The sequence below is a fragment of the Bradyrhizobium sp. CCBAU 51745 genome (genome assembly GCF_028128715.1).
Taxonomy (GTDB): Bacteria; Pseudomonadota; Alphaproteobacteria; order Rhizobiales; family Xanthobacteraceae; genus Bradyrhizobium; species Bradyrhizobium manausense.
The window spans coordinates 512,117-524,925 of record NZ_LBJP01000093.1; the positions used below are offsets into that span (position 1 = coordinate 512,117).

Genomic DNA, 12,809 nt, shown 5'->3' on the forward strand with positions numbered 1-12,809 from the left:
TCCAGTACGCCGTGGCGGAAATTGTATGACCCCAATGTGCCGCGGCGTACTGGATTCCCCGCCTTCGCGGGGAATGACAGTTGTCTTCTAGATGTATACAGGGAACCCATTATAGGTATTATGATAAGCAAACTTCGAGCTTGAACAGCTTGGCCCTTCGGTTATTGTATACACAACGCATACAACAGCCCTGGGAGATCCGCCGTGACAAAACCCTTTCCCATGAACGCCTGGTACGCCGCCGCCTGGGACGCGGAGGTGAAGCCGGCGCTGTTGCCGCGGACGATCTGCGGCAAGCACGTCGTGATGTACCGCAAGGCCGATGGCTCGGTGGCCGCGCTGGAGGATGCCTGCTGGCATCGCCTGGTGCCGCTGTCCAAGGGCCGGCTCGAAGGCGACACCGTGGTCTGCGGCTATCACGGCCTGAAATACAATGCGCAAGGGCGCTGCACCTTCATGCCCTCGCAGGAGACCATCAATCCGTCCGCCTGCGTGCGCGCCTATCCCGTGGTCGAGCGTCACCGCTATGTCTGGCTCTGGATGGGCGATCCCGCACTCGCCGATCCCGCGCTGGTGCCCGACATGCACTGGAATCACGATCCCGCCTGGGCCGGTGACGGCAAGACCATCCGCGTTGCCTGCGACTACCGCCTCGTGCTCGACAATCTCATGGACCTCACCCACGAGACCTTCGTGCACGGCTCCTCCATCGGCAATGATGCCGTTGCCGAAGCGCCGTTCGACGTCACCCATGGCGAGAAGACGGTCACCGTGACGCGCTGGATGCGCGGCATCGAGGCGCCGCCGTTCTGGGCCAAGCAACTCGGCAAGCCCGGCCTGGTCGATCGCTGGCAGATCATCCGCTTCGAGGCGCCGTGCACCATCGCCATCGACGTTGGCGTCGCGCCTGCCGGCACCGGCGCGCCTGAGGGTGACCGCTCGAAAGGAGTCAACGGTTTCGTGCTCAACACCATCACGCCCGAGACCGAGAAGACCTGCCACTATTTCTGGGCCTTCGTGCGCAACTACCAGATCGGCGAGCAGCGCATCACCACCGAGATCCGCGAAGGCGTCTCCGGCATCTTCCGCGAGGACGAACTGATCCTGGAGGCGCAGCAGCGCGCCATGGACGAGAACCCGGACCGCATCTTCTACAATCTCAACATCGATGCCGGCGCGATGTGGATGCGCAAGCTGATCGACAGGATGATCGCGAAGGAAAACGGACCGCAGCATCTGCAGGCCGCGGAGTAGGGGGCATGGCCGAGGTCGACCGCTCCCTCTCGCAGACCGTGAAGGCGCAGCTCGCGCTGCGCGACCAGATCCTGTCCGGATCGTTGCGTCCAGGCGAGCGCATCTCCGAGCTTCAGGCGGTGGAAACCACCGGCGCCTCGCGCACGCCGGTGCGCATGGCGCTGGTGCGGCTGGAGGAGGAGGGCCTCCTGGAGGCGATCCCCTCCGGCGGCTTCATGGTGAAAGCGTTCTCCGAGCGCGACATCTCCGATTCCATCGAGCTGCGCGGCACGCTGGAAGGCCTCGCCGCCCGCTTTGCCGCCGAGCGCGGCGTTCCCGCGCGCGAGCTCGAGCCGCTGAAAGAGTGTCTGGCCGCGATCGACGAGCTGCTCGGCCAGGTGCCGATCTCGATCGAGGCCTTCTCGTCCTATGTCACGCTGAACGCGCGCTTCCACGCGCTGCTCACCGAATTGTCGCGCAGCCCGCCCCTGATCCGGCAGATCGATCGCGCCTCGGCGCTGCCGTTTGCCTCGCCCAGCGGCTTCGTGATGGCACAGTCGGCGCTGCCGGAGGCGCAGCAGATCCTGATCATCGGCCAGGAGCACCACCGCGTCGTGATCGACGCGATCGAGAACCGCGAAGGCGCGCGCGCCGAAGCCATCATGCGCGAGCACGCGCGGCTTGCGGTGCGAAACCTGCGGCTCGCGCTGCGCAACCGAACCCATCTCGACCTCTTGCCGGCGCTCGCGCTGATCAAGACCGCAACCGATTGAGGGCACCATGCGCTTCGTCGAAACCTGGATTCCCGCAACGCTGGTCGCGACCCGCGATCTGTCGCCCGGCATCCGCGAATTCCTGATTCTGCCCGACCGGTTCGAAGGCGCAGCCTATCCGGTCGGCAGCCACATCAATGTCAGCGTTACAATTGCTGGCCAGCCGGAGACGCGGTCCTATTCGCTGGTCGGCGAAGCGACCTCGCAAGGCTTCAAGATCGCGGTGCGCCGCGCTGAGGATTCGCGCGGCGGCTCGCGCTACATGTGGCAGCTCGCAGCCGGCGCGCGGCTCGACATCACCCGGCCGGCTTCGCTCGTTGCCGTCGACTGGGAGCGCGACAACTATTGCCTGATCGCCGGGGGCATCGGCGTCACCCCGATCGTCGGCGCAGCGCAAGCGCTCGCGCGCCGCGGCGCCAACGTCACCCTGCATTACGCCGTGCGCAGCCGCGCGGATGCCGCCTATCTCGACGAGCTCGCTGACATGCTCGGCGACCGCCTGGTCGTCCATGCCAGCGATGAAGGCAGGCGGCTCGATCTCGACGCGCTGTTCGCCTCGCTGCCCAAGGGCACGCTGACGCTGTTCTGCGGCCCGATGCGCATGCTCGATGCCGCGCGCCATGCCTGGATCGGTGCCGGCCAGCCGCTGTCAGATCTGCGCTACGAAACCTTCGGCTCCAGCGGCACGCTGCCGACAGAAGCGTTTCGCGTGCGCCTGAAGGATTCCGATGTGGAGCTCGAAATCCCGCGCGAGCGCTCGATGCTCGACGTCCTCAACGCCAGCGGCTTTGAGGTGATCTCCGACTGCAAGCGCGGCGAGTGCGGCCTCTGCGCCATCGACGTCGTCGCTGTCGAGGGCGAGATCGACCACCGCGACGTCTTCTTCAGCGAGCACCAGAAGCACAGCAACGCGAAGATCTGCACCTGCGTCTCGCGGGCGCGTGGCACCATCACCGTGGACACGCTGCTGCGGGCGGATGCGGTTTGAATCAACCCGCAACGGGATTCTGTTTGGAGGAATGGACGAGGCCGCGGGCTCCACCTCTCCCGCTTGCGGGAGAGGTCGCGCCCCGGGCGATGCGAAGCATCGTCCCGCGCGCGGGTGAGGGTTCTGTCCTCTGGGGGATTGTCCCGTTGCGGAGGCACCCTCTCCCCGGCCCTCCCCCGCGGGCGGGGGAGGGAGCGCACCGTCACCGCGCCAGCTGCTTCGGGTCGTAATAGAACCTTTCCTCAATCAGCTTGTCGCCGCGCCAGGTCTGCCAGGCGATCTCCTCCAGCGTGCGCGTGACTCCTTCGGCGTTGGTGAAGCTGAAGATCCAGCGGCTTGCAACATTGTCGCCCTCGATCAGGCTCGGCCCGACGCGCACCGCCTTGACCTCCTTGAACGCGGCGAGCACGCCGCGCTCCTTGGCGACGAGCTTGTCCCGTCCGGCCGTCGGCGCCGCGTTGTTCTCATAGGTCGTTGCATCGGGCGTGTAGTACCGCTCGATCGCCTCGACGAACTCCCCAGCCTCCAGATGCCTTGCAAAGGCTTCAACGACGTCACGGCTCGGCATGGCATACCTCACGAAGTAAAACCGACTGATAGTCGGTAATTACCGACCGGTAGTCGAAAAGTCAACTGGTGGTGTGGGACTAGTTCCGCTAGACCGGACCCATGGCCAAACAAGCAGAGCGGCGCGCAGCAACGATCGAAGCCATCCTCGCAGCGGCGCGGCGGCTGTTCGGGACGCAAGGCTTTGCCGCTACCACCATGGACGAGATCGCGGAGGCGGCCGACGTCGCCAAGGGCGCGGTCTATCATCACTTCAAGACCAAGGAAGCCGTATTCGAAGCGGTGTTCGATCTCGTCTCGCGCGACCTCGTCGCCGAGATCGACGGCGCCGCGCGGACCGAGAAGGACGTGCTCTCCGCCATGGTCGCCGGCACCCAGCATTATTTTGCCGCGACCGCCAAGGGTGCGACCGGCCAGATCATTTTGCGCGACGGTCCCGCCGTGCTCGGCTGGGAGCGCTGGCGCGAGATCGATGCAAAACACTTTGGCGGCAAGATGCCGCGCGCGATTGCTGCCGCGATGGAGGCCGGCCTGATCGCCAAACAGCCGGTCGAGCCGCTGGCGCGGCTGCTGCTCGGCGCGGTGACGGAGGCGGCAGTCGCCTGCGCCGGACGCACGGATATCGCAAGGGCGGGCGCGGAATATGCCCGTGCCTTCAAGTCGCTGGTCGAGGCGCTGCGTCTGCGGGATTGATTGTGCTAAGGTCTGCCGCAAACGCGGCAGCCGTCTATCATCCGGCCTGAACCTGTCGTATGGGCAATGACGCGCACGCGACACACGTGCTGGATGGAGAACGGCTTGGCTATGCGACTACGGATCGGCACCCGCAAGAGCGCGATGGCGCTGGCGCAGACGGAAGAGATTGCGCGCCGCCTGACATCGGCCGTATCAGGTCTCGACGTCGAGATCGTCAAGTTCGACACCACGGGAGATCTCGACCAGACCAGCAAGCTGCTGCCTCATGGCGGCAAGGGCGGCGCCTTCGTCGCCCAGATCCGCGCCGCCGTGCTTGCGGGCGAATTGCAGGCCGCGATGCATTCGCTGAAGGACATGCCCGGCAATGAGGACACGCCCGGCCTCGTCATCGGCGCCACCCTGTCGCGCGATCCGCCCGGCGATGCGCTGGTGCTGCGCGCGGGCGTGACGCTGCAAGCGCTGCGCCAGTCCCGCGGCAAAGGCTTCAAAATCGGCACCAATGCCGTACGTCGTGCCGCCTATGCGCGGCGGCTGTTTCCTGACGTCGAGGTGATCCACTTCCGCGGCGCCGCCGATACGCGTGTGCGAAAGCTCGATCATCGTGAGAAGCAGAAGCTGCCGGACGGCGGCGCGGTGGGACCCGCGGATGCGCTGATCATGGCGCGGTCGGGACTTGATCGCGTCGGTCTTTCCAGCCGCATCGCCTACGAATTCACCGTGGCGGAGATGCTGCCGGCCGCAGGGCAGGGCATCGTCGCGGTCGAATGCGCGGCGCAGGACTGGCAGACGCGACAAATCCTGTCATCGATCGACGATCCCTCAGCCCACGCCTCTGCCGATGCCGAACGCGAAGTGCTGTGGGTGCTCAACGGCCACTGCAATTCGCCGGTGGCGGGCTTCTCGACCATCGCGGGCGATCAGATGTCGCTGGCAGCGTCGGTCCTCGATCTCTCCGGCAACACCATCATCGAAGCCTCGCGCACGGGGCCGGCCAACCGGCCGCGCGAGCTTGGTCGTGCGGTGGGTCTCGATCTCCTGGCGAGGGGCGCCGCCGAGATCATCGAGCGCAGTCGGCCACGCTAGGCCATGTACCCACAGGTCGCGGGCTTACCTTGGATCGAGCTGCTTGCAGGCGATCTCGGCAAGCACCATAGCATTGGTCACGCCGCTTGAACCGATCTCAATGATCTTGCGGGCAACAAGATCGCAAATGGGATCACGGCGATCGACCAGATCGAGTTTGCGCAGGGTTGCGTTGAAGGCCCGTTCGTAGACGTGCCGTTGCTCTGGCGTAAGCCGGCTATCTTCAAGCAGGCGATTGATCGTCATGACCGCCTCCCGGTGTGCGGCGGGAGCGCGACAGGTCTCTCAGTCACCGATAGAAGCCTCGGATCGGACGGTGATGGTTCCAGCGTGCGCCGTTAGCTTGTGGCAGTCAACCAGGATGAAGTGCCAGAACGACGGGTTCGCGAGTGAAAGAGGTGAACTGAGGCAGCTTTACTGACGCTGGACAACGTTGGGAGGCGGACCCCCGTCGGCCTTGGGCAGCCCTTCGTCGTCTATCCGCTCCTTGAGGTCGGCGGCCCTCTCGATGAAGCCAGCCGCCACGGCTGGGTCGGAGCTCGTTTTGGCCAGCTTAAGTAGCGTCGCCGCTACTTCTCGGGTGTTCTTCGTAACCACGGCATTCCCTAACAAATATCAAGTGCAGGGAAGATTCTGAAACACCTGATTCCGTTCCGGGACTTGGTGCAAAAATGTACACAAGCGATAAAAAGGCCTCAGCTCCGGGGCTGGCGCCGCGCTGAGGCCTTTTGCCTCGGTCTTACGTTGTCGAGGCGTGATTTCCGAACAGACAAATTTGGGTCCGACTGTTTTGTTCCCCGCAACGGGCTTTAGTGCATCTTGCGGCGGAAGCCATCTGCGATTTTCCGCTGTTGCTCGATGTCCTCGCGGACCATCTGTCGCAATTCATCGATGGTCAAAGGAGTGTGGCGGACGACTGGCTTCGCTGGCGCTTCCTTGTCGGCCATGGGCTTGGAAAACCTCTCAGTCACCTGATCTCGATCGCTGCCGGTGGACCAGTGATCAATACAACAAACGTTATGCTTTGACACTCACACAAGTTAATGGGCTGGCCGCGAGCACTACCGTCAGATGGGCCTTACTAAGACACCAGCCAGAGCAAAATGAAATAGTTTGAGCGCATCGTTCGCCGTTGCTGCGATGGCTATCAGCGCGCCGAACTTCACTTGGTAAGGCATTCCCCGCCCCCGCATGTCGTCGGCCCGTCCGGCGCACCGGACGAACCGTTCTGCAATCACATCTTCGCTTAGTGCATGTGAATCAGGAAACAGCCGACGCCGCCGCCGACGAGTACGGCGGGCACGGCCCACAAAATCAAGACCGGCATTTCTCCTCCAATTGCTTGTCAGAGCAGCACGCCGAATGGTTATTGCTCGGTGCAGACCTTTGTGGTCTTCACGGCGGACTCGGCTTCCGTCTTGGTCGTGTAGACGCCGTCGCCCACGACCGTCGTGGTGGTGGTCGTTGGCTTGGTGTCGACGACAGTGCACTTCTTGGTGGTCGCGTCGCGAACGATGTAGAACTCGGCGGCGGTGGCCGCTTGGGTCACGAGGGCAAAAGCGGCGAGTGCGCCGCATACGATCAGCTTCTTCATGGTGTTCTCCTCAAACAGGGCTAAGTAGTCACTGCTAATGAGGAGGCTCGGCCGAAGTTCCACCTTTTCCCAGCGCGGCGGAACGCTGGAATCTCGTCACAGGGATGAACGGCGGCCCTTTCCAAGTGGGCTGCCTCCCGCCATCGATGACACCAAAGCGCGCGTCCTGCGTAGAGATCGACTAAATAGACGCCGCGCCCTTTTACTCTGCGATCTCCCTGATGGTCCGGACGAGTTCCTCGGGATTGAAAGGCTTCTTCACGATGCGGCTGCCCGGGACGGGGCGTGGTGTCGTTGGCGAGAAGCCGGTGGCGTAGATGACCGGCAGCTCCGGATCCTGCTCTCGGTATCGCTCCGCGATCTGCCACCCGTCGATCTGTCCCGGCAGCGTGACGTCCGTGACCAGCACATCCGCGACGCGGCGCTTGCACCAGGCCAGTGCCTCCTCGCCGTTGCTCGCGTGGATCACGTGATAGCCTGCCTCGCGCAGCGCCTCGACGACGAATTCGCGGATCAGAGGGTCGTCCTCAACAAGAAGTACGCTCACTGCTGGCTCTTAAAATCGCTTGCGTTATCAAGCAATCGAACGGCGCAACATGTGGGTCGTTCCCCATCCGAGGAAGGTTTGCGGGAGAGCCGGGCCGATGCTTGGACCTGGGTGCGCCAAGGCGAGGAACGGCTATCGGGGACAGGCGTTTTTTCAATTCATGAACAGGCTCTATCCGCTCGTTCTTGAGCACCGGCTTCCGACTCCCGTCCGGTACGGCGTCTCGGCGACAATGATGCTGGGCTGCGCCGTACTGCAGATGGTCTTGCAGATGCAGACCGGCTCGCCGGGGTATTTCCTGCTGCTCCCCGGCGTGTTTCTCTCGGGCCTGATCTTCGACCGCGGGTCAGGAATATTCGCCGCGATCATCGCCGTCGCAGTCGGCGCCTATCTCAGCTATGCCGGCAGCAACGGCATCGACTATTTCGCGCCCAATGCGCTCTTTGCGATCACCGCAGCCGGGACGGCCGCTGTGGCCGAATTCCAGCGCGCCGAACTGCGGCGGGTCATGCTGGCGGACAAGACCAAGGCCTTGCTTCTGCAGGAGATGGCCCACCGGACCAAGAACAACCTGGCGATCCTCGGCGGGATGATCAGGTTGCAGGCAAGGCACGGCGGTCCCGTAGTCGAGGCCGCTCTGGAATCCACTGCCCGTCGGTTGCAGGTGATGGCGGAGGTCTACGACCACCTTTCGCCCACACGAGATTCTCGCTCGGTGAACATGCGCTATTTCCTGAGCGACGTCGTCGAGAAGGTCTTCCAGTCCTTGGCTCCTTCCGGACCGATCGCCTTCCAGGTGGTCTGCGAGGACGTCGACCTCGCCAGCAACCACGCGCTCGCGATCGGCATGATCACGAACGAGCTTGTGACGAACGCGATCAAGTATGCTTTTCCCGGCGACAGACCCGGCCACATCGCGGTCGCGTTCTCGAGTGGCACCGGCATCGAGCTCTCGGTCTCAGACAACGGCGTAGGCCTACGGGAGGGGGAAGAGCCCGGGGGATTGGGGTCGCGCATCGTTCAGCTGCTGGCCCAACAGCTCGAAGGCGAAACGTCCTACGAACGGCTCGATCCCGGCCTCAAGGTCCGGGTGCGGGCGCATCCTCGATAGTTCGGTACGGAAGCGAGCGTAGCTCCGCTAGGCGCCAAGAACCTTCTCTTCGTTCGGTATTTTCCCGGGGTGTCGAATTTCATCAGCTTTAACAATTTCTCAGAATGATCACGCTCATGATGCGGGAGTCTGACCAACAAGCAGAAGCCCTTGCTGCAATGAGGAAAGCCATTGCCGCGAGTTGCCCGGCCGAACGCCAGAAGTGGCTTCGGGTTGCTTTGGCTTGGGCTGACCTCGCGCGTCGCTCTAAGGGCAACCTCGCCGCGTAGAGGCAGCCCTGATCGCGACGTTTTTGCCCCGGAATTCGGAGATCTCTGATGATTGCGCCAGAAGAAGAGAGGATGCTGAAAACGCTCTTGGTCGAGATGTTCGGCCACATCAGCAGCATGCGGCGGGAATTTGCCGCTCTTCAAGGCGACACCAAGGGCAGTTTCGCGACGATGACAGACACCCTCGACGCGATCGTCGAGAACACGGAGGCAGCTGGAAATGCGATCCTCGAAAGCATGGAGGCAATCGGCGACAGCGTCGCGAAGTTGCAGAGCGTCAACGATTCGACCGCCGCGTCAGTATGCGATGAGATCGCCAATAGCTCAAACAAGGTGTTCGAGGCTTGCGCATTTCAGGACCTTACAGGGCAGCGGATCACGCGAGTGATCAAGTCGCTGCAGTTTATGGAGGACCACATCAACAGGCTGGTCCGCATGTGGGGAAAAGAGGAGCTGGCACGGCTAGCTGCCGAGCTTGCCGTCCAAAGCGCCCCAGACTTTCTGCAGGGCCCACAGCGGCCGACCGCGGCGATTTCCCAGGACGACATCGACAAGCTGTTCGCGTAAACAGATGGCACCAGTTTCGTCTTAACCGGGTCACTTGCGGAGACTTGCTTCTTTGGCCGGGTTTTCCTGAGGCTCATTCCAAAGCGGGTCTGAGGGCGGGGTGTCCACGTCGGCTTGGGGCCAAAACCGGTCCGTGCCGCAATGCTGAGCAAGGTCAACTACGGACCCATACGCCGACATCCGATTTGTCACCTCGGTTTCGCCATCGACGTGTTGCGATGAGCCTGAATGCGGACCAGGTCACCTATCCAGAAAACGACGGATAGCCCAGCCACGAAAAAGCCGGGTGGGGACCGGGCAGGGCTGCGCCGACCAAATTGGGCATGATCGCCATGCCATGAAAGCCGTTGGTCAGCACGACGATCGCGCATCCTTGTTGCTGCGAGCCCATCGCGAAGGCCTTAAATCTCCCGCGATCGCAGTCGCCCTACTGAAAAAAGGCGCTGGTATCTGTCTCAAGACCCCAGCCGAGTCCCCATGCAATCTGCGCGTCTTGGATGCGCACCTGTGGTTCGAGCCAATCGCTAGCGGCTTCTCGCTTTTATCCTGTCCCCGACAACACTGCCGTCAGGAAGAGAGCGTAGTCCTCCGCCGTCGTCAGCAACGAAGCCGCACTGTTGGGCACGAGCCGCCTGATTGTCGTGCCGGGCTTTTCTTCCGCGTCGTGCGGGGCCGCATGGTTCGTTTCGAATGCTGACTGCCAAACATAGCTTGATCGATTCATGCCGAGCGGTTCGAAGATCAAACGACGGATAGTTGTATCGAGGTCTTCGCCGGTGACCGATTCGACGACGCGTTGAAGCCAAACGAAGCCCTCGCCGGAATAGCTGAAGCGCTCCCCCGGAACAAAGTAGGTCTTGAGCGGATGTTCGGCCGAACGCCAATTGGGAAGTCCAGATGTGTTGCTTAGGACGTGGAGTATGGTGATGGTGGCCGCACGGGGATCGTCTGCCACATAGTCCGGGACGTATTGCGACAACCGGGCGTCGAGTGTGAGCTTACCCGCACTGACGAGTCGGAGAACACAGTAGGCGAATAGAGGCTTGGACAGCGAGGCCGCCGCAAAGACCGTTTGTAGATCGACTGCAATCCTGTCGTGCGAGTTGCGGACAGCGGCAGTAATTCGCGTTGTTGCCTGACCATCCCTTACGATCGCCATGGACAGACCGGGGACCCGCGCGTCGGCAATGAGCTGTTCAAGGGCTGATGCTGAAAAATGAGACACTTGAAGGAGTTTCCAAAGACCGCTGTCTTTGTAGCAGAAAGTCGAAATGAGAGGCATAACCAATCTTAACGATGACACCGAGGCCGCTGTTCAATATCTGGTTTGGACCCTCGAAGAGACCGAAATGATTGGCAGTCGGGATGCCGCCGACTATGCGCATCTCGCAATCGACGCGTTGCGCAAGCGCAGGCCTCGGCGTGCAAAAGAACTGTCGCTACGTTCGGACCCGTCCTAGCGTCTCGGCCAGCGTCACCGCGCCGAATGGCTAGGTAAGATAAGCGAGGCAACCGGATTTATGTGCAGCCTTGATACTCGAAGTCAGGCCATTGAGTGCGGATTCAGCGAGGTATCGCATCATAAGCACCCAGGCGTTCTTGCCTTTTGATAATGTTAGAGCTGAAAACGCCATTATCGTGGTTGTGAGGAACTCTCGGTGGAGAGGCAAAAAAGGATTTAGGGTGGAAAGCCAATTTTGATTGCATCGAACGTCGCAATATTCATCCTGCGACAGGCAGCACTAGTTCAAAGACCGAACCTTCTGAACTCGACTTTCCAAGTCTCAGCTTGCCTCCGTTCTTTTCAATCAAGTTTGCCGAGATGCCGAGCCCCAGGCCCATTCCTTCCAATTTGGTGGAAAAGAATGGATCGAAAATTCGCTCTCGGTATTGGTCAGGAATTCCGGGTCCGGAGTCGTGGACGGATACAACTACGTTCGATTGACCATCGAAGCTGGCCTTGAGCTGCAGAAGTCTTGCCGCCGCAGGGCGCGCCTTCATCGCATCCATGGCATTCCTGACAAGGTTTAGGAGCACCTGCTGGAGCTCCAACCCGTCTATGCTCACGTCCGGCAGGTCATGTTCCAGCTCCGCAGTTACGGTGATTCCCTCAGCCCGAAGATCGTGTTTGAGCAACCGCAAGGCGAGTTGCGCCGAACTTGCGGGGTTGGTTGACGTACCTTGATGGACTCCCTTTGTGGTCAGCTCTCGAATACTGGAAATGATTGCGCCTGCCCGCAGGCCGTCGGCTTCGATGTCACCAAGTAGTTCTTCGATGTCCGCGACATTGACTGGCGCCGATCGCAGCTGGAGACGCGCCGTGTTGGCATTCAGTGTGATGGCCGCCAAGGGACTTCTCAGCTCATGGGCAAGTGCGCCCGTGACAGCCTGTATGCTTAAATTCCGATATGCGAGCTCGCGTCGCTGCAGTGCAATGGCACTGGCAAGACGAGAATAAAGCAGCATCGTTTCGATGATCAAGACCACCAGAAGCATGCAACTGCTGACAAGCACAAAGCCGCGCGCAGCGTACCAGCCGACGCTGAATCGTACCGAGCTGGCGAACATCGCCACCAGGAAGTTCGGCATGCAAGCCAGCAATGTCACAAGTAACCACAGATCAAGGATCGTATGTCGGCGAGAAAGCAGAACAGCGAGAGTTGTCGCTCCCCATAGCGCCAAAACCAGATTGATCTGGTTGCCGAATTGCGTCTGTTGCCTGACGTCGTCGGTGTAAAAGCTGGGAAGATATTGCGCCTTTGTCGCTACGATCCAAGTCAGTACCGCAACCATCGACATGACCGCCGCAACAGTGGCTAGGATTGTTGCCCTGATCGATCCCCTGGGCCGCTCGGCTCCATCCGTATGCTTGGTAAGCGCGTAGATCAGGATCGCCGCCGGAAACGTCGTGTGCCAGAGAACGTACAACCAACCCGGCGTGTTCAGGCCGTCACCGATAAGACCGTTGGGAGCGTAGCCGCCAGGGAATGACAGGGTTTGCAGAAATGCGAACGAGCCGCTGCAAATGTAAGCACTCGCGACAGCAAGAAGGGCCCGCTGCGGCTGGATAGCATATTGTGCAAACAGAAGAGATGCGGTTACGCCATCCGCAATGGCCAAGGCTGTTTGCAGGACCGGGATAAAGGCATCTATCCGACCCAGTTGAATACTTGCGAACGGCGCAATTGCCACTGCCGCCGCAACCAGCAGGAACGCCACTCCGGTTGCCACAGTCTGATGATGCCTGTCGGCAGGCAAGTTTGCAAAAACCAAGGGGAAATCTTGCTCTGCCGACCGAGCGACATCAGCTTTGCCCGTCGGTCCATCGCGTTGCGGTGCGTCATCACAGATCAAACGGTCGCCTCGTCTAACGTCGACCGG

The 12,809-nt window shown here is 61.5% G+C and carries 15 protein-coding genes; 7 read left to right on the plus strand and 8 right to left on the minus strand.

Annotated elements, in window-relative coordinates:
* Positions 1-204 precede the first annotated feature (204 nt).
* The 3 genes from XH98_RS38570 to XH98_RS38580 are packed head-to-tail and all read left to right on the plus strand — an operon-like array spanning position 205 to position 2,994.
* Entirely contained in the window at positions 205-1,254 is a 1,050-nt protein-coding gene (locus XH98_RS38570; RefSeq protein WP_271621695.1) for an aromatic ring-hydroxylating dioxygenase subunit alpha, read from the plus strand.
* Between the two features lie 5 nt (positions 1,255-1,259).
* Positions 1,260-2,006, plus strand: coding sequence for a GntR family transcriptional regulator (locus tag XH98_RS38575; RefSeq protein ID WP_271621696.1), 747 nt, complete (start codon positions 1,260-1,262; stop codon positions 2,004-2,006).
* Between the two features lie 7 nt (positions 2,007-2,013).
* Entirely contained in the window at positions 2,014-2,994 is a 981-nt protein-coding gene (locus XH98_RS38580; protein ID WP_271621697.1) for a PDR/VanB family oxidoreductase, read from the plus strand.
* A 202-nt stretch (positions 2,995-3,196) separates the two neighbouring features.
* Here XH98_RS38580 and XH98_RS38585 read toward each other — a convergent pair whose 3' ends face one another.
* Positions 3,197-3,562, minus strand: a complete 366-nt coding sequence (locus tag XH98_RS38585; RefSeq protein ID WP_271621698.1) for a nuclear transport factor 2 family protein — start codon at positions 3,560-3,562, stop codon at positions 3,197-3,199.
* A 101-nt stretch (positions 3,563-3,663) separates the two neighbouring features.
* On the opposite strand from XH98_RS38585, the gene XH98_RS38590 reads away from it, so the two are divergent.
* Positions 3,664-4,254 carry a TetR/AcrR family transcriptional regulator gene (locus XH98_RS38590; protein ID WP_271621699.1) on the plus strand — a complete coding sequence of 197 codons (591 nt, stop codon included), beginning with the start codon at positions 3,664-3,666 and terminating at the stop codon, positions 4,252-4,254.
* A 105-nt stretch (positions 4,255-4,359) separates the two neighbouring features.
* Positions 4,360-5,340, plus strand: a complete 981-nt coding sequence (gene hemC / locus XH98_RS38595) for a hydroxymethylbilane synthase (protein ID WP_271621700.1) — start codon at positions 4,360-4,362, stop codon at positions 5,338-5,340.
* Between the two features lie 24 nt (positions 5,341-5,364).
* Here hemC and XH98_RS38600 read toward each other — a convergent pair whose 3' ends face one another.
* From XH98_RS38600 to XH98_RS38615, 4 genes are all read right to left on the minus strand, one after another.
* On the minus strand, positions 5,365-5,586 hold the full coding sequence (locus XH98_RS38600) for a hypothetical protein (protein ID WP_271621701.1): 222 nt from the start codon (positions 5,584-5,586) through the stop codon (positions 5,365-5,367).
* A gap of 563 nt (positions 5,587-6,149) precedes the next feature.
* The gene (locus XH98_RS38605) at positions 6,150-6,287 is read right to left on the minus strand and encodes a hypothetical protein (RefSeq protein WP_271621702.1); all 138 of its coding nucleotides are present in this window, start codon (positions 6,285-6,287) and stop codon (positions 6,150-6,152) included.
* Positions 6,288-6,706: 419 nt separating this feature from the next.
* Positions 6,707-6,934, minus strand: coding sequence for a hypothetical protein (locus XH98_RS38610; RefSeq protein WP_057756911.1), 228 nt, complete (start codon positions 6,932-6,934; stop codon positions 6,707-6,709).
* 202 nt (positions 6,935-7,136) lie between these two features.
* The gene (locus XH98_RS38615) at positions 7,137-7,481 is read right to left on the minus strand and encodes a response regulator transcription factor (RefSeq protein ID WP_271621703.1); all 345 of its coding nucleotides are present in this window, start codon (positions 7,479-7,481) and stop codon (positions 7,137-7,139) included.
* A 160-nt stretch (positions 7,482-7,641) separates the two neighbouring features.
* Here XH98_RS38615 and XH98_RS38620 point away from each other — a divergent pair, with 160 nt between their 5' ends.
* Positions 7,642-8,592 (plus strand): sensor histidine kinase, encoded by a 951-nt coding sequence (locus tag XH98_RS38620; protein ID WP_271621704.1) that lies wholly within the window; start codon positions 7,642-7,644, stop codon positions 8,590-8,592.
* A 317-nt stretch (positions 8,593-8,909) separates the two neighbouring features.
* Entirely contained in the window at positions 8,910-9,428 is a 519-nt protein-coding gene (locus XH98_RS38625) for a protein phosphatase CheZ (RefSeq protein ID WP_271621705.1), read from the plus strand.
* 244 nt (positions 9,429-9,672) lie between these two features.
* Here XH98_RS38625 and XH98_RS38630 read toward each other — a convergent pair whose 3' ends face one another.
* The 3 genes from XH98_RS38630 to XH98_RS38640 form a co-directional block, all read right to left on the minus strand.
* Entirely contained in the window at positions 9,673-9,819 is a 147-nt protein-coding gene (locus tag XH98_RS38630) for a hypothetical protein (protein ID WP_271621706.1), read from the minus strand.
* A gap of 150 nt (positions 9,820-9,969) precedes the next feature.
* Positions 9,970-10,710 carry a serine hydrolase domain-containing protein gene (locus tag XH98_RS38635; RefSeq protein ID WP_271621707.1) on the minus strand — a complete coding sequence of 247 codons (741 nt, stop codon included), beginning with the start codon at positions 10,708-10,710 and terminating at the stop codon, positions 9,970-9,972.
* Between the two features lie 440 nt (positions 10,711-11,150).
* Positions 11,151-12,782: a sensor histidine kinase gene (locus XH98_RS38640; RefSeq protein ID WP_271599772.1), complete on the minus strand. Its 1,632-nt coding sequence runs from the start codon at positions 12,780-12,782 to the stop codon at positions 11,151-11,153.
* Positions 12,783-12,809: the final 27 nt, after the last annotated feature.

Excerpts from the sequence above, each read along its gene's own strand:
- XH98_RS38575 (WP_271621696.1), top strand. The coding sequence starts at position 1,260 with ATGGCCGAGGTCGACCGCTCCCTCTCGCAGACCGTGAAGGCGCAGCTC.
- XH98_RS38580 (WP_271621697.1), top strand. The coding sequence starts at position 2,014 with ATGCGCTTCGTCGAAACCTGGATTCCCGCAACGCTGGTCGCGACCCGC.
- XH98_RS38585 (WP_271621698.1), bottom strand. The coding sequence starts at position 3,562 with ATGCCGAGCCGTGACGTCGTTGAAGCCTTTGCAAGGCATCTGGAGGCT.
- XH98_RS38590 (WP_271621699.1), top strand. The coding sequence starts at position 3,664 with ATGGCCAAACAAGCAGAGCGGCGCGCAGCAACGATCGAAGCCATCCTC.
- XH98_RS38600 (WP_271621701.1), bottom strand. The coding sequence starts at position 5,586 with ATGACGATCAATCGCCTGCTTGAAGATAGCCGGCTTACGCCAGAGCAA.
- XH98_RS38605 (WP_271621702.1), bottom strand. The coding sequence starts at position 6,287 with ATGGCCGACAAGGAAGCGCCAGCGAAGCCAGTCGTCCGCCACACTCCT.
- XH98_RS38610 (WP_057756911.1), bottom strand. The coding sequence starts at position 6,934 with ATGAAGAAGCTGATCGTATGCGGCGCACTCGCCGCTTTTGCCCTCGTG.
- XH98_RS38620 (WP_271621704.1), top strand. The coding sequence starts at position 7,642 with ATGAACAGGCTCTATCCGCTCGTTCTTGAGCACCGGCTTCCGACTCCC.
- XH98_RS38625 (WP_271621705.1), top strand. The coding sequence starts at position 8,910 with ATGATTGCGCCAGAAGAAGAGAGGATGCTGAAAACGCTCTTGGTCGAG.
- XH98_RS38630 (WP_271621706.1), bottom strand. The coding sequence starts at position 9,819 with ATGGGCTCGCAGCAACAAGGATGCGCGATCGTCGTGCTGACCAACGGC.
- XH98_RS38635 (WP_271621707.1), bottom strand. The coding sequence starts at position 10,710 with ATGCCTCTCATTTCGACTTTCTGCTACAAAGACAGCGGTCTTTGGAAA.